18 protein-coding genes are annotated in these 22,254 nt (G+C 59.9%); 8 read left to right on the forward strand and 10 right to left on the reverse strand.

The features are described from left to right. Positions 1 to 397: 397 nt before the first annotated feature. The 9 genes from AC6I6H_RS17875 to AC6I6H_RS17915 all read right to left on the reverse strand — a co-directional run bounded on the left by AC6I6H_RS17875 (position 398) and on the right by AC6I6H_RS17915 (position 9,411). Positions 398 to 1,288, reverse strand: coding sequence for a glycoside hydrolase family 43 protein (locus AC6I6H_RS17875; protein WP_497955360.1), 891 nt, complete (start codon positions 1,286 to 1,288; stop codon positions 398 to 400). Positions 1,289 to 1,388: 100 nt separating this feature from the next. Then, complete coding sequence (locus AC6I6H_RS17880; RefSeq protein ID WP_497955361.1) at positions 1,389 to 2,279, reverse strand: aldo/keto reductase; 891 nt, start codon at positions 2,277 to 2,279, stop codon at positions 1,389 to 1,391. A 19-nt stretch (positions 2,280 to 2,298) separates the two neighbouring features. Further along, positions 2,299 to 2,811 carry an acyl-CoA thioesterase gene (locus tag AC6I6H_RS17885; protein ID WP_497955362.1) on the reverse strand — a complete coding sequence of 171 codons (513 nt, stop codon included), beginning with the start codon at positions 2,809 to 2,811 and terminating at the stop codon, positions 2,299 to 2,301. A gap of 165 nt (positions 2,812 to 2,976) precedes the next feature. Then, positions 2,977 to 3,729: an ABC transporter permease gene (locus AC6I6H_RS17890; RefSeq protein WP_497955363.1), complete on the reverse strand. Its 753-nt coding sequence runs from the start codon at positions 3,727 to 3,729 to the stop codon at positions 2,977 to 2,979. Further along, positions 3,723 to 4,496, reverse strand: a complete 774-nt coding sequence (locus AC6I6H_RS17895) for an ABC transporter ATP-binding protein (protein ID WP_497955364.1) — start codon at positions 4,494 to 4,496, stop codon at positions 3,723 to 3,725. Before AC6I6H_RS17895 ends, AC6I6H_RS17890 begins: the two co-directional genes overlap by 7 nt. Further along, positions 4,477 to 5,439 carry an ABC transporter substrate-binding protein gene (locus AC6I6H_RS17900; protein ID WP_497955365.1) on the reverse strand — a complete coding sequence of 321 codons (963 nt, stop codon included), beginning with the start codon at positions 5,437 to 5,439 and terminating at the stop codon, positions 4,477 to 4,479. Before AC6I6H_RS17900 ends, AC6I6H_RS17895 begins: the two co-directional genes overlap by 20 nt. Before the next feature lie 1,377 nt (positions 5,440 to 6,816). Next, positions 6,817 to 7,719, reverse strand: coding sequence for a 4-hydroxybenzoate octaprenyltransferase (locus AC6I6H_RS17905; RefSeq protein WP_497955366.1), 903 nt, complete (start codon positions 7,717 to 7,719; stop codon positions 6,817 to 6,819). A 16-nt stretch (positions 7,720 to 7,735) separates the two neighbouring features. Then, a complete protein-coding gene (locus tag AC6I6H_RS17910) occupies positions 7,736 to 8,638 on the reverse strand; it encodes an alpha/beta hydrolase fold domain-containing protein (RefSeq protein ID WP_497955367.1) in 903 nt (300 codons plus the stop codon). 161 nt (positions 8,639 to 8,799) lie between these two features. Further along, entirely contained in the window at positions 8,800 to 9,411 is a 612-nt protein-coding gene (locus tag AC6I6H_RS17915) for a LysE family translocator (RefSeq protein ID WP_497955368.1), read from the reverse strand. 129 nt (positions 9,412 to 9,540) lie between these two features. Between AC6I6H_RS17915 and AC6I6H_RS17920 the strand changes: the two genes are divergently transcribed. The 8 genes from AC6I6H_RS17920 to AC6I6H_RS17955 all read left to right on the forward strand — a co-directional run bounded on the left by AC6I6H_RS17920 (position 9,541) and on the right by AC6I6H_RS17955 (position 21,579). Further along, positions 9,541 to 10,848, forward strand: coding sequence for a putative DNA modification/repair radical SAM protein (locus tag AC6I6H_RS17920; RefSeq protein ID WP_497955369.1), 1,308 nt, complete (start codon positions 9,541 to 9,543; stop codon positions 10,846 to 10,848). Then, positions 10,827 to 11,651, forward strand: a complete 825-nt coding sequence (locus AC6I6H_RS17925) for a TIGR03915 family putative DNA repair protein (RefSeq protein WP_497955370.1) — start codon at positions 10,827 to 10,829, stop codon at positions 11,649 to 11,651. The genes AC6I6H_RS17920 and AC6I6H_RS17925 overlap by 22 nt, the downstream gene beginning before the upstream one ends. Before the next feature lie 348 nt (positions 11,652 to 11,999). Next, positions 12,000 to 12,827 carry an RMD1 family protein gene (locus AC6I6H_RS17930; protein WP_497955371.1) on the forward strand — a complete coding sequence of 276 codons (828 nt, stop codon included), beginning with the start codon at positions 12,000 to 12,002 and terminating at the stop codon, positions 12,825 to 12,827. 10 nt (positions 12,828 to 12,837) lie between these two features. Further along, complete coding sequence (locus AC6I6H_RS17935; protein ID WP_497955372.1) at positions 12,838 to 13,665, forward strand: RMD1 family protein; 828 nt, start codon at positions 12,838 to 12,840, stop codon at positions 13,663 to 13,665. A 398-nt stretch (positions 13,666 to 14,063) separates the two neighbouring features. Then, complete coding sequence (locus tag AC6I6H_RS17940) at positions 14,064 to 18,224, forward strand: S8 family serine peptidase (protein ID WP_497955373.1); 4,161 nt, start codon at positions 14,064 to 14,066, stop codon at positions 18,222 to 18,224. A gap of 259 nt (positions 18,225 to 18,483) precedes the next feature. Next, positions 18,484 to 19,200, forward strand: coding sequence for an ABC transporter ATP-binding protein (locus tag AC6I6H_RS17945; protein WP_497955374.1), 717 nt, complete (start codon positions 18,484 to 18,486; stop codon positions 19,198 to 19,200). Next, on the forward strand, positions 19,184 to 20,797 hold the full coding sequence (locus tag AC6I6H_RS17950; protein WP_497955375.1) for a hypothetical protein: 1,614 nt from the start codon (positions 19,184 to 19,186) through the stop codon (positions 20,795 to 20,797). Before AC6I6H_RS17945 ends, AC6I6H_RS17950 begins: the two co-directional genes overlap by 17 nt. Positions 20,798 to 20,838: 41 nt before the next feature. Beyond that, positions 20,839 to 21,579: a spermidine synthase gene (locus AC6I6H_RS17955; RefSeq protein WP_497955376.1), complete on the forward strand. Its 741-nt coding sequence runs from the start codon at positions 20,839 to 20,841 to the stop codon at positions 21,577 to 21,579. On the opposite strand, the gene AC6I6H_RS17960 is transcribed toward AC6I6H_RS17955, so the two are convergent. Next, positions 21,566 to 22,186 (reverse strand): class I SAM-dependent methyltransferase, encoded by a 621-nt coding sequence (locus AC6I6H_RS17960; RefSeq protein WP_497955377.1) that lies wholly within the window; start codon positions 22,184 to 22,186, stop codon positions 21,566 to 21,568. The two genes, AC6I6H_RS17955 and AC6I6H_RS17960, sit on opposite strands and share 14 nt — an antisense overlap. Positions 22,187 to 22,254: the final 68 nt, after the last annotated feature.

Genomic DNA, 22,254 nt, shown 5'->3' on the forward strand with positions numbered 1-22,254 from the left:
CTGCAGTATTATCCGTCTTTTTTGCTTCATCCGGCGCCTTCCGTTAAATAATCCTGCATAATCGCAGTTTTCCTGAAAAAAAGGCTTTCCTGCTCCTGAAAATACTGCATTTTTGCAGGATTCTGCGTACCGGGGCAAAGGTACCTAGTATAATCCGCCAGATTCCCTCGCCGCGAGACATGAACAAATTCGCGCCGGTTTCCTCCGCACGTGGACAGCGTTAAATTGTGAGCCCCCGCCCGGTTGCGTCCTCCCGACTTTGCGGAAATCGCCGCTGATTATCGTACCGCAGATTCCTTTTGCAAATAAAGAAGCGAAAAAAACGCCCCGCAGCCGCAGGACGTTACTTCTATCTTCGCTGTTTTTCCCCGGCGATGCCGATCCATGGACGCCGCGTTTACCAGCCGTTCGTCATCGTGACCGGCTTGATTTCGCCGCCGCCTATGTCCAGCCGGTCGATGCACAGCATCCGGTTGCCCGGCTCCGGATCGCCGATGATCCGGCGGTGATACACGATCAGCCACTCGCCGCTTTCCGGCAAGTGCAGGTAGCCGTGGTGGCCCGGTCCCTCCGCGATCGGCTCCTGGCGCTTCAGGATCGTGCCTTTGTTCGCGAACGGGCCGAGCGGGCTTTCGCTCACGCCGTACGCCACGCAGTACGTGCCGTTCGTCCAGCCGCCCATCGACCACATCAGGTAATACAGGCCGTCTTTTTTGATCATGCACGGGCCTTCGACGTAGCCGTCCGGCGTAACGGAGCGGATGGTTTCCCCGTTCTCGAACGGCACGAAGCCGGTCATGTCGTCGTTCATCCGGGCCACGTTGCAGTGCCCCCACCCGCCGTAGTACAAGTAAACGGCGCCGTCGTCATCCTTGAACAGATGGGCGTCGATCGGCTGGGCCCCGTGAATGAAACGGTCGATCAGCGGCCGGCCCAGGTAACCCCGGAACGGACCGGCGGGGTTGTCCGCCACCGCGATTTCCAGTCCGCCTTTTTCGTCGTCCGTCTGAATGTCGTTCGTGGCAAAAATCAGGTAATACTTGTCCCCGTGCTCAATGATGGTCGGGGCCCAAACCGCCCGCCACATCCACGGAAAATCCGCCATTTCGATAATGCCTTCGTGCTTCTCCCAATGGATCAGATCCTCCGAGCTGAACGCGTCGATGTTGAGCTGCGCGGTGTATTCGGTGAACGACCGGGTGGCGTAGATCCAGTGCTTTCCTTCATACGTTCTCGCTTCCGGGTCCGCGTACCAGCCCGGCACGATCGGATTGACGATTCCTCTCATCGCTGTCTTTCCTCCCCATGCTAAATCATTCATCCGGTAAAACATAGCGGGCAAACCGCCCGCCTCCCGCCAATCGCCTGCCGTTCGCCGCCCGCTTAGCCTAAATGATGTCCAGCGGAACCTTGCGCGACGGCGGAGGGTAAGCTTCGTCCAGCAAGCGAAGCTCTTCCTCGCGAAAAGACACTGTGCCCGCCAGGGCGTTTTCGGCGGTATGTACTTCCGAGGACGCTTTCGGAATGGCGATGATGTCGGGCGACCGCAGCGCCCAGGCGAGCAGCGCCTGCAGCGGGCTGATCCCGTGCCGGGCGGCGACTTCGCGCACCGCCGGATGGCGAACCAGCCCTTCCCGCAGGGAGCCGCCTTGCGCCAGCGGACTGTACGCCATGGCGGGAATGCCATGCTTTCGCAGCAGCGGCAAAAGGTCGAACTCAATGCCGCGGGAGCCCAGGTGATACAGCACCTGGTTGACCGCACAGCGGGCTCCGCCCGGCACACGCAAAAGCTCGTTCATGTCGTCCGCGTCAAAATTGGAGACGCCCCAGCGTACGATTTTCCCTTCCCGCACCAGCTTTTCCATGCCGTCCACGGTTTCTTCGAGCGGAATGCTTCCCCGCCAGTGCAGCAGGTAAAGGTCGAGCCGGTCGGTTCCGAGCCGCTTCAGGCTGCGTTCGCAGCTTCGCGCCAGCTTTTCTCCGCCCGCATTGTGCGGGTACACCTTGGAGACGAGAAAAACGTCGTCCCGCATGCCGCGAACCGCTTCCCCGACCAATTCCTCCGAACGGCCTTCGCCGTACATTTCCGCCGTGTCGATCAGCGTCATGCCCCGTTCAATACCCAGGCGAAGCGCCCGCAGCTCCTCGTCCCGCCGCGACGGGGCGTCGCCCATGTTCCAGGTCCCCTGCCCGAGACGAGGGACGGCGGCTCCGTCCGGCAGCCGGACGGTCTTTTCCTCCAGCGCCCTTTTTGCCTTGTCCAAGTCTTCCCGATTCATGGCCTGTCTCCTTTCCGGTTCACTCCCAAGGATACGCAGTCACCAGATAATCCGCGAAGCTCTTGCTCTCCTCGCGCCGCCGCTTGCGCGTTTCGGCCCGGCAGGGAGCGGTCTCGAACAGCTTTTTTTCCTCTTCGGTTTCGGGGAGGATGCCCGGTACGGGCACCGGCTTGTTCTCGTCGTCCATCGCCACGAAGGTGAGGAACGAGGTGGCGGCGATCTTCCGATCCCCGGTCCGCAGGTCTTCCCGGATCACCTTCACGAACACCTCCATCGAGCTTCTCCCCGTCCACGTCACGAACGACTCCAGCATCACCGAATCGGTGGGACGGATCGGCAGCAAAAAATCAACGGAATCCGCAGAGGCCGTTACGACCGCCGTCCGGCACAGCTTCGCAGCCGAGATCGAGGCGATGTCGTCGATATAGGCCATCAGCTTGCCCCCGAAAAGCGTATCGTGGTTGTTCACATCCGTGGGGAAGACGCGGGATATTTTGAAGCAGCGCGTTTCTTTGACCGTTTTGCTTTGCATAAGCTGACATTCTCTCCTTTTGCGGCGGGTCGGATCCGGGCTCCCATTCTGCGGCTGTCCGCTGCCGGTTGGCGTCTCCCCCGTCCATCATCGCCCTTTTGGAAGCGGGACGCAAGTTTTCCGTGCCATGCAAAAAGGACCCCCTGTCCGGCAGGGTGTCCTGTTTCACGCTCTCCATTTCATAAAAACGGCTTCCAGCAGGTCGACCAGCAAAAACAGCAAAAAGCCGATCAGGCTGAGCGCGAGAATGCCGGCATACATCTCCGGGTAATCGATGCGCAGCCAGGCGTCCATGATGAAATAGCCGATGCCGTACTGCGTGCCGTAAATCTCGGTGAAAAAAAGCACCGAAATGGCGGTTCCGAGCGATATGCGGATCGTGCTCAGAATGACCGCGAGCGCGCCGGGCAGCGTCACATGCCAGAACTGAACGAGCCGGCTGGCGCCGATGCTGTTCATGACGTCGTACGTCTGCGCCGGAATCGCCTTGACCCCGTCGCGGACGGAAATGATGATCTGAAACAGCAGGATCAGAACGATCATCGAGATCTTGGACGCTTCGCCGAGGCCGAGAAAAAGCATGGCGACCGGCAAAAGGGCGATTTTGGGAATCGGGTACGTCAGGTAAACGACCGGGTCGAGCAGCTTGTTCCACCGCGCCGAGCGGCCCATGAGGAGGCCGATCAGGAGGCCCAGCACTAGCGCGATAAGCAAACCGGCAAAGACGCGGTAAAGGCTGTAGCCGGCATGCACGGCCAGCCCTTCGCCCAGCAGCCGGCCAGCGGTGCGGTAAACCGTAAGCGGACCGGGCAGCATGGAATGATCGATCAGAAGCGCGGCGATGTACCATAACGCGTTAAGGCCGGCAAACACCCACAGGATCGTGAGGCGGCGGCGCCAGTTGTTTTTCTTTACCATAGGGCCTGCATAACCTTTCGGATTCGTGTCGTCTGCCGGAAAAACACTTCGCTGCCCCGCCTGTCCGCCTCCTCGGCGTAAAACGCCGGATTGTCCAGCACCTCGGCGGGCGCGGTTTTGTCGGCGGGCATGACGACGATTTTTTCGCCAAGCAGCACCGCTTCCTCCACGTCGTGCGTTACGAAAAGCGTCGTGGCGGGATGCGCCCGCCAGTTGTCCAGAAACAGCTGCTGGATGCCTTCCCGCGTGATCGCGTCGAGCGCGGAAAACGGCTCGTCCAGCAGAAGCAGCTTCGGCCGGAGCGCAAAGGCGCGGGCGATCGCCACCCGCTGCTGCTGTCCGCCGCTCAGGGACAGCGGGTACCGGCGGGCGAGCCCGGCGATGCCCATCGCGGCCAGCCAGCCGCCGATTTCCTCGTCGCGCCCGCGGCGGGACGCCGGATCGGGCCGCGCGATATTCAAGGCGGTGCGGATGTTCGCCTGCACCGTCTTCCAGGGGAGCAGCCCGTAATGCTGCGGCACCCAGCCGACGGGCGTCTCCCGCGGGCTTACCGGCCCGCCGTTAAAGCGAATCTCCCCGCCGTAACCGGGGAGCAGGCCCGCGACGGCGCGCAGCAGCGTCGATTTTCCGCAGCCCGAGGGACCGATGATGGCGTAGATCGCATTTTCCGGCACATGCAGGGAAAACCCGCGGAGCGCAGGTTCTCCGCCGCTGTAATCGACGGTCAGGTCCCGGACGGCCAGACCGTTACGGCTTGACGCCGACATCGGACATCACTTCTTTCGGAGACAGGTCTTTTTCCAGCAGGCCCTTTTCCTTTGCCCAGGCGAAAGCGGAGACGACATCCTCTTCCTTGACCTGATTGGCGGGCGTATACTCCGGCACCACGATGTCGTCTTTCAGCGTTTCCGGGTACCCTACCGTTTTGATGATCAGGTCGATGTAAACGGACTGGTCGTTGGCCTGCATATAGGCGACTGCGTCGTTATAGGCGGCGTACATGGCTTTGATTGCGGCTTCTTTTTCCCGGATCGTTTTCTCGGGGAAGCCGATGACGAACGGGTTGATGCCGAGCTGCGAGGTGGAGTGCAGCACGCGGAGCCCATCGGCCGTGCCCATGGTGACAAACGGCTCCGGCAGGATCGCCGCGTCGGCTTTGCCGTTCTTGAGCAACTCCAGACGGGTGGGCACCTGCGGCACCTCCGTGGCTTCCACGTCCCCTTCGGACAGCCCCGCTTCCTTCAGCATCATGGCGACGGCGTATTCCGTCGCGGTGTTTTTGGAGAAGATCAGCGATTTCCCTTTCAGGTCCGCCACGCCGCCGACTTCGCCGTTCCCGGTCAGCAGCTTGAACTCGCCGACGGTGGTGCTTGTGACCTTGACGTCCAGGCCCGCCTGGTTGTAAATCGCCACCGCGACCAGGTCGGCGCTCACGCCGTCCAGACGGCCCGCCTGGAACGCGGCGTCGCGGTCTTTGGCGCTTTTGAACGTCTGCACGTCGAGCGTTACGCCGTGTTTTCTGTCAAAGCCCTGCTCGTGGGCGATGATGAACGGAATCTCGTCCGTGGCCGGCATCATGCCGAGCGACAGGACGGGCGTCTCGGCGGCGCTTCCCTCGGCGGCTTCGCCGGAAGCCCCGCCTTTGGAAGAGCTGCAGCCGGCGGCCAAAGCGCCGACCAGAATGAGTGCAAGCCATGCTGTTTTTTTCATGTTGGGTTTCTCCTCTTTTTCTATGCGTTTGTACATTTAGTAGGGCGGTGCGCCTGTGATGCGCTCCATGGTTCATTTCGGGAAGCGACGAGAGGGGTGATGAACGCCGCCGGCCGGGTCGAGTCGTTGTTACGTAAGGGTGCCCTCGGCCGGCAAAATCGCGGTGCTTCTATCTACCATTGGTTCCTATCGGCTCGTTCCGTCATACGTGCCGGGAGCGAACCATGAATCCAACCACGAGAGGTGGTCCCTGCGATTTGATCCGTAGTTCGTACCGCAAAGCGTGCCGTAGCCGTAGTTGAATCCGTGCTGAGTTCCCTGTGGTTTGTACCGGAAAGCGTGTCTGATTCAATTCACCATTCGTTCTTTATGGTTTGTTCCTGATTGTGCCGCTTCTATCTTTTTTGGTGCCGTTCCATGTTCGTTCTACGTTTCCCGCAGTTTGGTCTATGTTTCGTGTCCTGCTGCAGTCCGTTCCATGTTTCGTGCCCTGCTGCCGTCCGTTCCATGTCTCGTGCCCGTAGTTGGTGCAGAAGCTTATCATGAAGTATGCCGGAAAACCCGATCAAAAAAGTCGATGTCGTATCGAACCCGCACATTTGTGTGCTTATCCGTCAGCCCCGGTCATCCGTTGCCGCCCCGGTGAAAAGAAGCACAAGTTGCGAGTTGTTGAAAAGTCAGGCTACAGCAAACGCTTCGCGTCACTGCGATGGGCATCATCCTGTACATGGAGCAAGCATATGAATTCTTTCCGCTTTTCGCTTCAAACCGGCGCCAACGCTAACGGTTGCCACAGAGCTTATTCGCGCCAAAACCGCCTTATTTTTTCTCTAACGGTTGCCACAGAGCTTATTTCGAGAAAAACGGGCAAAATCAGGCTAAAAAACGAAAATAAGCGCTGTGGCAACCGTTACATTTTCAACCCCCTCTTTTTGGGGCAAATAGCCGCTGTGGCAACCGTTAGCGCAGCCCGAGCCGTCCCGATAGCTTGAACAAGTTTCGCAAAGTGTCCACCAACAGTCTCTGGGGGCAAAGACAACCGGCGGCTTGTGCTAGCACGGATCATCGCCGGGCTTCTCCGCGCCTTGGCCCCCGCGCCGCTTTGCTGCTCGCCCTGCTCCACGCCCCGGCTTACGCGCTTCGGCTCCGCTCACGCCCCCGCGCCGCTTCTGCGCCCGCGATTCTCCGCGGCCTCAGCCCCCGCGCCGCTTTNCGCCCCCGCGCCGCTTCTGCGCCCGCGATTCTCCGCGGCCTCAGCCCCCGCGCCGCTTCTGCGCCCGCGATTCTCCGCGGCCTCAGCCCCCGCGCCGCTTTGCTGCTCGCCCTGCTCCGCGCCCCGGCTTACGCGCCTCGGCTCCGCTCACGCCCTCACGCGCCTCAAGAAAACAGCGCGCGCAGCCAATCGCCGCCCAGAAACACGTCGGCGGTGCCGCAAACAAGCAGCACGATGCTGACCACTTCGTTGACGCTATAAGACGCGAAGGTCGCGTGCTCCAGGCTGTACGGCCCGACCACCTTGTGCTCCAGGATCAGGAGCGCCGTGATGAACAGCACGCCGATGTAATAAATCCAGCCGAGCTCGGGGTTCAGGAAGCCGACCACAAACAGGCAGAACACCGCGATGGCGTGAAAAAGGCCCGAAATGAGCAGGGCGTCCCGCACGCCGAACAAAGCCGGAACGGAATGCAGGCCGTTCGCCCGGTCGAACTGGACATCCTGCGAGCCGTAGATGATGTCGAAGCCCGCCACCCAGAACATGTTCGCGCCGGCCATGAAGATCGGCGTCCACGCGAACTCCCCGGTAATCGCCAGCCAGGCGCCCACCGGGGCGATTGAGCAGGTGAAGCCGAGAATCAGGTGGCAGAAGGCGGTAAACCGCTTCGTGTACGAATAGATCGTCATAAAAAACACGGCGGGCAGCACGAGAATCGCGCACAAGGGATTGAGCAGCAGGGCCGCAGCCACCGTGATGACAAAGCAGACGCAGGCGAGCAGCAGCGCCTCCCTTCTGCCGACTTCGCCCCGGGGAATTTGCCGCCCCGCCGTGCGCGGGTTTTTTTTGTCAATTTCCGCGTCGATCACCCGGTTCAGCGCATTGGCGCCGGTCCGCGCTGCGAGCAGCGTGACCAGGATGATCGCCAGCGTCCGCCACGAAGGAATGCCGTCCGCCGCCAGCAGCATGGACACAATCGCAAACGCAAACGAAAAGATGGTGTGCTGAAACATGACCAGAACGCCGTAATCATGCACCTTTTTGTACGATTTAATCAATAACTCCATGCTCTTCTTCCCACCATTACTCCGTAATCCCATGCTTCCCGACCAGGTCCTTTATCGTGCTCCGGGCCGCTTCGGCTTCCGGCATCGGGAAGATCGGCCACACATGCATCATGTCGGGGTATTCGAAATAGTCGACCTCCGTGCCGCCGCCGGCCAGCTTGTCCCGCAGCAGGCGGGCGTCCGGCAGCAAAATATCGGCCGTGCCGATAAACACCGCCGTCGGCGGCAGCCCGTCCATCGGGCCGTACAGCGGACTGACCAGCGGATCGCCGAGCGGCCGCCCGCCGGCGTAAAGCCGACCGACCTCGGCCAGCCCTTCCGGCAGCAGAAACACGTCCCGCTCCGGGATGCCGAGCGCCGCGATTTGCGGGTTGTCCGTCGCCAGGTCCACCCAGGGCGATAGCAGAATCAGCCGGTCGGGGGCAAGCGGGGTACCCTTGAACTGCTGGGCGAGCAGAAGGGCCATCGCCGCCCCCGCCGAATCCCCGGCCAAAATGACCGGCCCTTCCGTACGGCCGCGCAGAAATGCATAAAAGCCCTTCATCAGAAGGGACATCTCTTCCGCGTTCGCCGCAGGCAGGGTCGGATAATTGGGCACCGTCACCCGAAAGCCGGTCAGCTCCGACAGCGCGCGGGCGAAGCCGAAATGCGGGGGAAGAATTTCTTCTATATAAGCGCCGCCGTGAAAATAAAGCAGCGACCCCTGCACGTTTCCATGCCCCGTCGTAAAATAATCCATTTCCCATGCGTCATCGTTCACAAAGGTTTCCGTGACAAATCCGGGCTGCTCCCGGTTCAGCGCGGGATAAGGAAGCAAGGTGGCCAGATAACTGCGAATGGCGTCCGGGCTCTCCCATTTCTCGTTGAACTTCTCTTCTCTCAGCTGTCGTTTGATCTCCGCACTTTCCAGGCTTGCCACGTGGTTCATCACTCTTTTTTAGTAGGGTTTCTCTCAGTATATGGGCTTAAGCCTCCGATTACAAACCTCTCATTTGAAAAATCCCCGAATTTTGTCATGACCTAGCGAAAAAAATCACAAGAAAAAAGCACCGCTCGCGGTGCCTTTTCCGTGAAACCGTTTCAATTCCTTTGCTGCAGCGCGAGCCGGATGCCAAGTCCCAAATACAGGGTGCCGACGGCTTTTCCCTGCCAGCGGGCAAAGCCCCGGTGCCGGGTCAACCAGCCCGCGAGGGAGCCGGCGATCAAAGCCACCATCAGGGTGTACAGCAGGCTCAGCACCACGAACGTGACGCCGAGCACAACAAGCTGGGCCGTGACGTTTCCCTTTTCCGGATGAACGAACTGCGGCAGGAATGAGAGGAAAAAGAGCGCCGTCTTCGGGTTCAGCACCTCGGTCAAAACGGCCTGGCGGACGGTTTTTCCCGGCTCCGCCTTGCGGGCGGCCGGCAGATCGAACGGCCCCGTCCGTTCCAGGAAGGCCCGGACGCCCAGGTAAACCAGGTAAAGCGCACCCATGTATTTGATGATCTCAAACGCCAGCGCCGAGGTCATCAGAATGGCCGAAAGGCCCAGCACGGAGGCCATCGTGTGAATAAAGTCTCCTCCGGCGATTCCGATCGCGGTGTAGACGCCGCTGCGTCTGCCGCCGCTCACGCTTTGACCCAGCGTCAGCATCACCGCGGGGCCCGGAATCAAAAACAACGTCAATACAACCGCCAAAAAAGCAAGCATGCCCCCACCCGGATTCCTGTAAGATTTCTTCCATTTTACTGAATTTCATCCGCTTCATCCACATCATCTCGATAAAGCAGACAAGAACATATGTTCTGTGGTACACTTTTGGAAAAGGAGGGGTTGCGGGTGGAACTGATCGACAAACTGGCCATCTTGACGGATTCGGCCAAATACGATGTGGCCTGCACGTCCAGCGGCTCGGACCGGGCCGGCAAGGCGGGCAGCCTGGGCAGCGCGACGCCGGTGGGCATCTGCCACAGCTTCTCGGCGGACGGCCGCTGCATCTCCCTTTTAAAGGTGCTGATGACGAATTACTGCGTGTATGACTGCGCCTACTGCGTCAACCGGAAATCGAACGATACGCGGAGGGCCGCTTTTACGCCGCGGGAGCTCGCCGATTTGACCATTCAATTTTACCGCCGCAATTACATAGAAGGGCTGTTTCTCAGCTCGGGGATCATGCGGGACCCCGACTACACCACCGAACGGCTGATCAAAACGCTGGAGCTGCTGCGGGAGGAGTACCGGTTCAACGGCTACATCCACGTCAAAGCGATACCCGGCGCGGACAGCGCCCTGCTGAGCCGGCTCGGGATGCTGGCCGACCGGATGAGCGTCAACATCGAGCTCCCCTCCCGGGAGAGCCTGACGCTGCTCGCGCCCGACAAATCGAAGGAATCGATTCTGCGCCCGATGGGCCTCATCCGGGAGAAGATCCGGGAGACGAGCACCGAGCTGGTCAAATACAGGCACGCGCCCAAATTCGCCCCCGCCGGGCAGAGTACGCAGCTGATCGTAGGCGCAACGCCGGACACGGACTACAAGATCCTCAACCTTACGGAGGGACTGTACCGCAACTACAAGCTGAAGCGGGTGTTTTTCTCGGCTTACATGCCGGTGGTGGAGCATTCGCTGCTGCCGACGCCGGACATCAAGCCGCCGCTTTTGCGCGAGCACCGGCTGTACCAGGCGGATTGGCTGCTGCGGTTTTACGGCTTTGAAGCGAAGGAGCTGCTGGACGAGCGCAACCCGAATTTCAACCCGCTCCTCGATCCCAAATGCAACTGGGCGATTCATCACATGGAGCAGTTCCCGGTCGAGATCAACCGGGCGCCCTACGAGATGCTGCTGCGCGTTCCCGGCATCGGGGTGCGGAGCGCAAAGCGCATCCTGGCGGCGCGCCGGGCCGGAACGCTTGATTTTCCGGCGCTGAAGAAGCTTGGCGTCGTGCTCAAGCGCGCGCAGTATTTCATCACGTGCAAAGGCAAGCCGCTGGAGGGCCTGCGCGTCAAGGAGAGCACCGTTCTGCGCGCGCTCGTCTCCGAACAGGGCCTGCGGATGCTGGAACGGCCGCAGCATGAGCAGATGACGTTTTTCGACGACCCTGCGCTGATGAAGGAGAATGTGATCCAATGCCTTACCGGACAGATATAGCCTACGAATATGACGGCAGCTTTGAAGGCTGGCTGTGCTGTGTGTTTGAAAGCTACCGGCGGAAGGAAATCCCGCTTGCCATCCGCACGCGGGAGGACGAACCCGAGCTGCATCTGTACCCCGTCCGCCCGATCGCAACCGATCCCGCGAAGGCGGACCGGGTTTACCGGTCGATCCCGGGCAAACTATCGGCCGAAGCGCTCGAGCTGGTGGAGCGGGGATGGCTGGCGGACGTCGCGGAGCGAGAGCTTTTGCTGCTGCGTTTCCTCCGCCTGGGCTTTACGCACGGACGCAGGGTCATGGACATGCTCGCGGACGACACCGTGGCCGCGCTCCACAAAGCGGTCCGCCACCTGAACTCGGAAAGCCACCATTATACCGGCTTTCTCCGTTTTTCCGCATACGGCAAGGTTCTGGTGGCGGTAATCGAGCCAAAGAACCACGTGCTGCCGCTGATCAAGGATCATTTTTGCGACCGGTTCCGGGACGAGGCGTTTCTCATCTACGACAAAACGCACGGAGCCGCCCTTGCCTACCGGCCGGGGGAAGCGCGGTTGTTCGAGCTGGACGAGCTCACCCTGCCGGAAGCCGATGCGGAGGAGGAGAAATTCCGGCGGCTGTGGCAACGGTTTTACGATTCGGTCGCCATCTCCGGCCGGCTCAATCCCCGGCTGCGCATGTCGCATATGCCGAAGCGCTTCTGGAAGCACCTGACGGAATTCCAGGGGAGCCCGGAGGATTATTCTCCGCCCGCGGCGGGGCATTCCCGCGCGGCCGAAAGGCCGGCGCGTTTAACGGATTGAGCCGGACTTCAAGAGCAAAAAAAGACGTACCGGCATTGCCCGTTATATTTACGAAATGTTCGGCGATTGATGTGAAGAGCGACGAGGCGGCGGAGCGATTCCCCTTTTTTATATAGCAAACCAAAACATCCGGGCGCTGCGCCCGGATGTTTGCGTGTGGCATGCTTTTCCCCCGCGCGCTCATATACTTGATCTGAACCGAGCGGAACCGTCGGCTGCTGTGGAAAAGTGAAGCGACCGCAGCGCCGCTCTCTTTCCGTTTGATGAGCCCAGGGATACCCCTTGCCGGACGCCGCATTGCCTCCGGCGCTTTGTCTGCTATAATCTTTGCTAAAGGGTGATGAAAACATGGATGCCATGAGCTTTAAAGCATTTGCCATAGCAAACGAAATCGATTTGAACAAAATCGCCAGCGATTGCGGCATTCCCAAAAAGTACACGTGGGAAGAGCCGTTGATCCTGCAAGGGGATATTCTGAAAACCATCCTCAAAAAGGAGATCGCCGAGCTGCAGCAGGTGCTCGTTTTCTCGTTCGGCAGCGTGGTGTTCATCAACCACACGGACGCCGGCGAAATCAGCGACTTTTTGCGCTACCTTCGCACCTTCGAGCCGTCCATCGACCTGCGTCAGGCGGACCATTACAGCGACGACTATTCCCTGCATGTCGGGGATACGGATGGCATTCAGCTGACGGACGAATACGTCATCGTGCCGGAATTCGAGCTGTTTTACCCCGAGCTCATCTCCATTGTGATCGCCAAGTCGGTGGCGCTGGAGAAAACCGAAGAGCAGCTCGGCAAAATCCTCGACCGGCTGGAGACGATGATCGACCGGCTGGAAAAAGGCAACCTGCGCATCAGCGACAAGGAGCTGGCGCGCACCACCGCCAAGATCGTCCGCCACGAATACAACACCATCGCCTACATCATGATCCTCGACAAGCCGGATGTGACCTGGGCCAACAGCGTGGCGGGGGAATTTTACGACCGGATGTCGGAGTTTTTCGAGCTGAACGACCGCTACGCCATCCTCAAGAACAAAACCGAGATCCTCTATAACATGACGGACGGCTTTTCCACCATCAGCCATGCCACCCGCGGCATTTTCGTCGAGTGGGTTATCGTGATCCTGATCGTTGCCGAGGTTATTCTGATGATGATCGAAATCGTCCGCTAGGGTGAAGCCAATGCAAACGATCCGCTTCAAAAGCTGCCTGATCGGTTCGGCCATCCCGCTGGAAAAACCGGCTACGTTTTTCTCCGTTCCACGGTCCAGCAAATGGCGGTCCCATCTCGTCCTGGAAGAGAACCATCTGGAGGAAATCCTGAAGAAGCACTGCGGCGGCAAGCAGGTGTATTTGTTCGACTATGGCTGCGTCGTGTTCGTCGAGCTTGAGGAAGCGGACATGCAGGTGTTCTTCGAGTTTCTGACCGGGATGGTCGAGACTATCGACTACTCCATGATCGCCCGCTTCGCGGAAAGCCACACGATCGAGGTGGACGAAAACGCCCTGTTCCGCCCCTGGCCGGACAGCCCGGAGCAGTTTCCTTACGACGGAACGGTCCTTCCCCTGATCGCCGCCCTTCTGGCCAAGTCGACCGCTCTCAACAAAGTGGAATTCGACGTGGACGCCAACATCGACGAATCGGGCGCCTATATTGAATATTTGCGCCGGGGCAAGCTGCGCTTCAACAAAAAAGCCTTGTCCACGGTGCTGTCCCAGTTCCTCAAATTCGAATACCAGAGCATCAATACGATCCGTATTTTTGACCGGTCGCTCGCCGATAACGACAACCTGAACAGCCGGGGCCTTTACGATTCCCTGGCCCACTACTACGAGCTCAACGACCGCTTCGACGTGCTGCAAAGCAAGGTCGACAGCCTGCGCAGCACCATGAAAACCTACAACTCGCTCAGTTACCGGCAAAGCGAAAACCGGCTTTACCTGTTCGAGATTTTCCTGCTGGCGCTTTTCCCGCTGGCCAGCATCATCCGCATGTTCCTGCACTATTGACCCCGCAACGCTCCGGCCAACCCTTTTTTGGGGTTGGTCTTTTTTGTCAGAAAATCTAACGCGAAAATAAGACAACTTTCGTCCGATTCTATCCCCCGAGCGTTTCGGCCCGCTACCCAAGCCCTATTTTCCCTTGATAGACCGACTTTCGACAAGATTCTCGCAGACTCGACGGGTTTTCTGCACAAAGAAGTTCTTATGTACGATTAATTGACATCTTGTAAAAATATATGTGTTTAAAGTATAGATTTTCCAAATTGAAAGTGGTAGAATCGGTTTAAATTTTCCCTACTTATCTGGTTGGATTAAGACCGGAATTACTAGAAAGGAGAATGTCCGGTCATCCTTGACGGTTCGCCGGGAGAATGAAAAAGAAGAAGTCTGGGGAGGGAGTTTCTTTGGAGAAAGGCTTATTATTTCGTAAATTATCCGTATTCGCATTATCCGCGGGGCTGATCACCGGTTCGATTCCGGGGTTTGCCTCCGCCGCTTCCGGTAGTATTGCGCCAATCGCCGGAAAAGCTCCGGTACAAGGGACAGCCTCCGCCGCCCCGTACATTTCGCCTCAGATTGACACCGCTTCTTCGGACAAGGTCCGCGTTATCGTCCAGCTCAGCGGCCAGCCAGCCGCCGTCGGCAAGTATGCCGCCAAGCAAGGCATCTCCTCTCTGGCAGCCGGCGCAACGGAGTCCGCCGTCAACAGCCAGCAGACCAGCGTGCTGCAAAAAGCGGCGAGCGAGGGACTGGACGTCGAGGTCAACTACCAATACAACACCGTGCTGAACGGATTTGAAATTACCATTCCTGCGGACGAAATCCCGGACCTCGCCGAGCTGCCGGGCGTGAAGTCCATTCACGAGAACAGCACCTGGTACGCCATTCCCGTGGAGGAGACGGCCCAGGAAGACGAGGCAGCCCTCCAATACGGCGCCGCTCCGCTTCATCAGGTCCATGCGGATTGGGCCTGGGCCAACGGATACACGGGACGCGGCCTGAAGGTCGGCGTCATCGACACCGGCGTGGATTACAAACACCCGGACATCGAGCCGGTTTACCAGGGCGGCTACGATTCCTTCTATCAGGACAACGATCCTTATGAGGAACCCCCCATCCCGAAAGAAGAGGACCCGTATAAGGTCGGCTATGCCGGAACCTCGCACGGAACGCATGTTTCCGGCACGATTATCGGGCAATTTGTTAACCCTACCAGCGAGATCAAGCAAAAAGGGGTCGCTTACGGCGCCGAGCTTTACGCTTATAAGGTGCTGGGCCGGAATCTCCAGGAGCCGGACAAGTCGTCGGGCTCGTCCGCCCAGGTCATTGACGGCATCGAGCGCGCGGTCAAGGACGGCATGGACGTCATCAACCTCTCGCTCGGCTCCGATTCCGAGAAGGATGTCAACTCACCCGACGCCATCGCCATCAACAATGCAGTGCTGTCCGGCGTTATCGCCGTCATCGCAAACGGCAACGCAGGCCCCGGCTATTACACGATGGGATCGCCGGCCACCTCGCAGCTCGCCATCGCGGTCGGCGCGGTGACCAGCCCGGCGATCGGCTACGAAGGCTCCCTGACTACGGTTTGGAAAGACGTCAAGGCAGGTACTCCGGGCGAGCCGGGAGCTCCCGGCGATTCAACCGGCCCCGCCGATACGTCTGTCGCCTCGGTCACGTACAGTACCTATATGATGGGCTGGGAGCTGACGGAGGACGACTTCCCGGCCATCCTGGGTACCGAACCATATGACGTGGTCTATGTCGGATTGGGCCGCGCCGCTGACTACACCGAAGAGGTTGGGGATGTGGCCGGCAAAGTGGTCCTCGCTTCCCGCGGAGTCACCGCATTCGTGGACAAAATCGCGGAAGCAAAGGCACGCCAGGCCAAAGCGATCGTTATCTTCAACGGAAACGGGTCAGCGGACGGAACGGTTGATTTAAGGCCAAGCATTACGGGCCGCGACGGTCACATCAATGTCTTTTTGGGAGACTCCTATGATTTTATTCCTACCATTGATTTAAAAGGTACGGAAGGCCGCGCGCTGGCCAACGCCATTCTGGCGAACAAAGGCAAGCAGCTGCAAATTGCGTTCGGATCGGACTACCCTTCTTTCGGGGTGGAGGGCGATGAACTGGCCTCCTTTACCTCCTGGGGGCCAAACGCGGACAAGGACATCAGCATCAAACCCGATATTGTCGCGCCCGGAAACAACGTCCTTTCTACTTATCCGGCATACGGCAAAACGCAGACGGGCGCCTCTTACGACAAAGCTTATGCCCGCGAAAGTGGAACGAGCATGGCGACGCCGCACGTAGCGGGCTTGGCCCTTTTGATCAAGCAGGCTCATCCGGGCTGGTCGCCGTTCGATATCCGCGCGGCCCTCGCTAACACGTCCGATGACCTGGACGAAGACTTCTACGGACAAGGAGCCGGGCGCGCGAACGTGGAGAATGCCATTCTGACGCCCGCGCTGCTGCAGGCTGTCGAGCCGATTCAGATCCTCGACAAGAATTCTCTGCCGCAAAGCGTCATCAACTACAATTCGTCGGCCAGCTTCGGCGTACTGGAACCCGGCGCAACAAAAGTCAAAAACCTGCAATTGAAAAACACGGGCGGCGAAAGCCTGACCTACGCCGCAGCCGTGGAATGGAAGACGGGGCACGAAGGGCTGGAGGCCATTTTGGACCGTTCCGCCGTAACGGCCGCAGCCAACGCGACGACGCCGTTCACGCTCACCCTGAACGTCGGCCCGGAAGCGGCGGCGGACGAGTACTACCAAGGACAAGTCAAGCTGACCGCCGAAGGCAGGCCCGACCTTCGTCTTCCCTTCGTGGTTTATGTCGGCTCGGAGCAGCCCGAGACCGGGTTTGGCGTTCAGGAGGTCGCGGTAACCAACCCGGTTATTTACCCGAACCGGCCCGGTCAAACCAGCGTAGACCTGTCCTTCCGCCTGACAGCCACGGACACGAACTTCTATGAAGTGGATGTTGTGAATCTGGATGATGAAACGATCGGCTACTTTGAGATACAGTCCACCGAGCATCCCGAAGACCGGTTTGAGCCCGGCCGCTACTCGGTGAAGGGCTTGACAAACGCCTACCATCCGTATGACGAAGAAGGCAATCCGGTTGAGGACAGCAGCGGCAACCCGGCGACCGCCTATCTGACGGACGGCACGTATAAAATTGTCGTTTATGCCGCGCAGCTGACGGAGGACGGCGAAGTTGCCAAGGAAAACGGCGTGCAGATTCTTTATTCCGCCGTTACCTCCCTGCGCGTAGACTCCTCCGTCCCGTACTACGGCGGCGGCTACTTCCCTCCGGCCGCCACGCCTACGACGCCTCCGCTGCCCCCGGCGGCTGGCGGGCTGATTGAGCAAGGCGCCAAGCAGGTGGCCGTCAAGCCGCAAACGACGGTGACGAACGGGACCACCGTTGCCACCGTCACCTATGAAGACTTGACGGCGGCCGTCGCTTCCGCCGGAACCGGCCCGGCGGCGATCGTCCTTTCCGCTGCGAGCGAAGGACCGGCCAAGCTCTCCCTGACCGGCGCCCAGGTGCAAAGCTTGACGGCGCTCGCACCGGGGAGCACGGTGATCGTCTCCCTGGGCGGATCGGCGGTCGCTCTGCCGGCGGGCCTTCTGAAGGACGCTCCGGCAAGCGCGGGACTGGATGTGGCGATCGCCCCCGCGCCCGGGCAAAGCACCGTCCTGACCGCCGGCGCACCGGGCTCGACGGTGATCGGCACGCCGGTCTCCTTTGAAGCAAGCTGGGTGGCGGGCACCGTACTCACACCGGTGGAACCGGCAGCCAACCAGTTTATCAAGCGCTCCTTCACGATACCGGGCAAGGTCGAGGCCAACACGGCAGGGGTGCTGTTTGAAGAAAACGGAAAAGTCACGGCCGTCGCTTCCGTCTTCAAACCGCAGGAAGACGGCACGACGCTCGTCACCGTGAACCGTCCCGGCTTCTCGGTATACGCCGCAGTCAAGCGCACCCTGTCCTTCGGGGACATCGCTTCTTCCCCGGCGGCACAGGACATTGCCGCGCTGACCAACAAGCTGCTGGTGGAAGGAACCTCGGCCGCCACGTTCAGCCCGAAAAAGAACCTGACCCGCGCCGAGTTTACGGTGCTGCTGGTCAAGGCCCTCGGCCTCCGGTCGGAAACGGCCGCTTCGTTCGGGGACATCAAAGCGACCGACTGGTACGCCTATCAAGTAAACGCCGCTTATGAAGCCGGGCTTGTCTCGGGCGTAGGCGGAAACAAATTCAACCCGAAAGCGCCGGTAACGCGCCAGGAAATGGCCGTCATTCTGGACAAAGCGCTCAAGCTGACCGGCGCCAAGCCGACCGTAAGCAATCCGTCGATCGGAACGTACGCTGACGATGCGGCGATCAAAGCTTACGCCAAGCAAAGCGTGAAGAGCCTGACCGAAGCCGGCATCCTGGGCGGAGACGCCGTCAGCGGAGAGAACCTCTTCCGCCCGGCAACGGCCGTTACCCGCGAATCGGCGGCGGCGTACCTCCATCTGTTCCTGAAGAAAACCGGTCTGTCCGACTAACCGGTTAAGCAGGCCGTCCGCCGGATCTGCAATGCCCGGATAAAGACCGATGGCCGAGCGCAACCGGCTATCCGGCACGAAAGAAGAACCCCTTCTGGTTCCCGTACGGGAGCGGAAGGGGTTCTTTTGCTATAATAGCGGCAGCCACGGGTTCTCGCGGTTCGACGCGGAATGCGAAACGCGGCGCGCGTTTTTTTCGTATAAGCCTTCAAACCCGTTTGCCACCTGCGGGAATTTTTTGACCGGAAAGGGGTTTCGCATGGAACTTGTTTTGGAAGGCATCCGCAAAAGCTTTGGAGAGAAGCCTATTCTGAAGGGCATTGACTACAAATTTGAAAAAGGGAAAATATACGGGCTTTTGGGCCGCAACGGGGCCGGCAAAACAACGCTCTTCAACTGCCTGAGCGGCGAAACGGGGATGACCGGAGGCAAAGCGTACCTGAACGATAACGGCCGGCAAACCCCGCTTTCGGAAGAAAACATCGGGTATGTGTTTTCGCTCCCCATCCTGCCGGAGTTTCTCACCGGGTATGAATTTCTGAAGTTTTTTATGGACATCAACCGCGACACCGTGCAGCCGGGCCGCACGCCGGACGACTATTTTACGCTGATGCGCTTCGATGAAGAGGACCGGCACCGGCTGATCAAAGGCTATTCGCACGGGATGAAAAACAAAATCCAGATGCTCTGCTTTCTGATCACCCGCCCGCCCGTTATTCTGCTCGACGAGCCGCTGACCTCCTTCGACGTGGTGGCCGCCCTGGAAATGAAGAAGCTGCTGCTGGAAATGAAACAGGAGCACATCCTGATTTTCTCGACCCATATCCTGCAGCTGGCGTCCGACTTGTGCGACGAGCTGGTGATCCTGCACAACGGCGTGCTGGAGCCGGTTCCCTCCCATTTGCTGAAAAGCCCGGAGTTTGAGGAAAGCATCGTCAACCTGCTGAAGGAGGACAGCCATGCTGCAAACGCTTAGCACCGTCTGGGCGATTCGGGCCTCCGGCTTCGCCAACCGGTTTCTTTATTATTTGCAAAAGCTTCCTCTCCTTGGCCCAAAGGTAAAAGACGGCGTTTATGCGGAGGTTTCCATCAAGAAGGCGCTGTCCGTCCTCGCGATGATCGTGAGCATCCTGTGGAGCTTTGCCTTCAAGTTTCTTTATCTCGGCTTGCTGCTTTACTGGCCGTTATCCCTGCAGCCCGGGCTTTCCGCCGGCGCCCGGTCCGACCTGTTCCTGCACCTTCTGGTCCTGCTCAGCTTTTTTATTCCGGCCTTCTCAAATGTCAAAGCACTGGAGCCGACCCGGGAAAAATACGTCAGCGTCCGTCTGATGCGGCTGCCCGCCGGCCGCTACATGCGGGCCACGCTCGCCTACCGGTATGGTTTGTTTTTCGCGACCTTTCTGGCGGCGCTGCTCGTGTTCTTCCGCTGGCTGGACCTGAACCTGCTCTACGCCGCACCGCTCGCGCTGGCGATGACGGGCTGGCGCCTCGCCTGCGAAGCGCTGCACCTGATCGCCTTCGACCGGACAAGCGCCGTTTTGATCAAAAACAACGCCTTGACCTGGTCGACGATTCTGCTGGGCGTCGCCGCCGCCTATGCCCCTCTCTACCTGGAGCAGGTCTGGCTTGGCGAAACGGTCGTCCTCGGCCTGCCGTTCCTGCTCGTCTTCCTCGCCGCAGGGGTCTGGGGGGCGTTTTATCTGGCCCGCTACCCCCGCTACCGCCAGGCGGTCGAAGCCGCGACCAAACGGGACGATCCGCTGCTCGACCTGAACCGGATGATGACCGAAGCCGGAAAGGCGGACATGAAAACCGAGGACAGTGACTACACCGCGCCTCTTACCGCCAGGACCGGCGCTTATGCGGACCGGTCGGGGTATGCCTACCTGAACGCGATCTTTTTCGACCGGCACCGGAAATTTTTTCTGAAGCCGGTTTACCGCCGGCTGTGGGTCATCGGGGCGGCATTCGCCGTCTCTCTCGCTGCCGCGCTGCTGTTTCCCGACGGGGCCGCCACGGTCGCGGCGTCTTGGACCAGCTCTTTGTCCATGCTGTTTCTGCTCATGTTTTTCGTCACCGTCGGCGAGCGCGCCTGCAAAGCGATGTTCTATCACTGCGACCGGGCGCTGCTGCATTACGGCTTTTACCGGCGGCCTCAAGCGGCGCTCACCCATTTTGGCATCCGGCTGCGGAAGCTGGCCGTCCTCAATCTTGCGCCGGCCGCCGCGATCGCCGCGGCGCTGACCGTGCTCCTGCCCGCCGCCGGAGGGGAGCTCTCCCTCTGGGATGCTGCGGTTCTGTGGCTGACCGTCCTCGCGCTGGCGCTTTTCTTTTCGGTGCATCACATGGCCATGTATTATCTGTTCCAGCCGTACAACACCGAGCTGAACGTCAAAAGCCCGTTTTTCATGATCATCAGCGGCTTCTTTTCCGGCCTTGGGGTGCTGGCGCTGCGCATCGACACCAACCCGACGGTGTTTATGCTTTCCGCGGTCGTCCTCACCGCCGTGTATTATGCGCTGGCCCTGCTGCTGGTGTACAAACGGGCGCCGGTTACGTTCCGGATCAAATAACCGGCCGGCACGCAACCTTCCCTTAAAAGGAGGCTACCGATTTGCGGCTTTTGCATCAAACCTCCGGCGCCCGCGGCGCGGAGGTTTCCGTTTATGAAACCGGCGAGCTTTACGGAGAAAAAGGACGCTTCCGCCTGCTCCAGTTTGCCGACGGCGCGGTTCAGGGAGCGCTGGACCTGGCGAACCCCGGCCGCATCCTGTTTGAGTACCCGCGGGCGCTGATCCATCTGATGGAGCGGAACCGTCCGGATTTCGAGCGGGCGTTCGCCATCGGGCACGGCATCGGAACGATTCCCTCCCGTTACCCGGAGCAACGGTTCAAGGTAGCCGAAGCGGAACCCCGGGTGGCGGAGATCAGCCGGGTTTTCTTCGGCTACGACCGGGACAACGTCGTGACCGGTGACGGGCGGCGCGTGCTGGAGCAGGAGCCTCCCGGCGCTTACGATATCGTACTGATCGACGCGTTTACCGAGCGGGGAACGCCGCCTCATCTGGCATCCCGGCCGTTTTTCCGGCTGTGCCGGGATAAGCTCGTGCCGGACGGCCTCATCCTGCTGAACCTGACCGGCAAAGGCGAAGCCGATCCGTTCGTAAGCGCCGTGCACACGACTTTGGAATCCGTCTGCGCTTATGTACAGGCGTTCTTCCTGCCTGCGGATGGCGCGCACGACCGGCGCAACGTTCTCCTGGCCGGCTCGGACCGCCCCATCGTGTTTCAGGCACGCCAAATGGCAGGGTTTCGGGCCTATACACCGGCGCCCGGGTACCTTATCCGGGACTGACGGGCGCCGGGCGGCACCAGAGCAAATGCAGCATGCCGCTCATATAGGCTTCGGCCTTAACCGGCGTAAGGGGCGACGCGGCGATCAGGCCGGGAATGTCCCGGTTCTGGTGGCAGCCGGCAAAGCGGTAAGCGAGCGGATCAAGCGCTTTCTGCGCCAGGGCAAACGCTTTGTTGGCGCTAAGCCCGTGCTCCATCAGCAGCACCATGCCATCCGGCCGGCACCACCGGCCGAGCTTTCGCAGCACGGCCTCCGGCTGCCGGTAAGCACAAAGCGACAGCGTCGAGACCACCGTATCGAAGGCTTGATCCGGCAGCTCCAGCGTGTCCACATCGGCTTCGACGAACCGGGCGGCCAGTCCGTAGTGCCGCTCGTTCGCCGCTTTGGCCTTTTCCAGCATGGCCGGGCTGAAATCGACCGCCGTCAATTCAATGTCTGTCCGGTAAAACGGCAGATTCGCGCCCGCCCCCGCGCCCAGCTCCAGCACCTTCCCATGCGCCCCTTCCAGCAACCGCCTCCGGAGTTCAGCAAGCTCCAGGCGGTTTCTTTTTTTCTCATAGGTACCCGCCTGCCGGTTAAAGGTTCGAATGAGTTTTTCTGCATCCATGAATTTCCCTCCTTGGCATACTGACTAAAATTCGTTTAACATACCAATTGGTATGTTATGTACAAAAA

The sequence above is a fragment of the Gorillibacterium sp. sgz306347 genome, assembly GCF_059735245.1.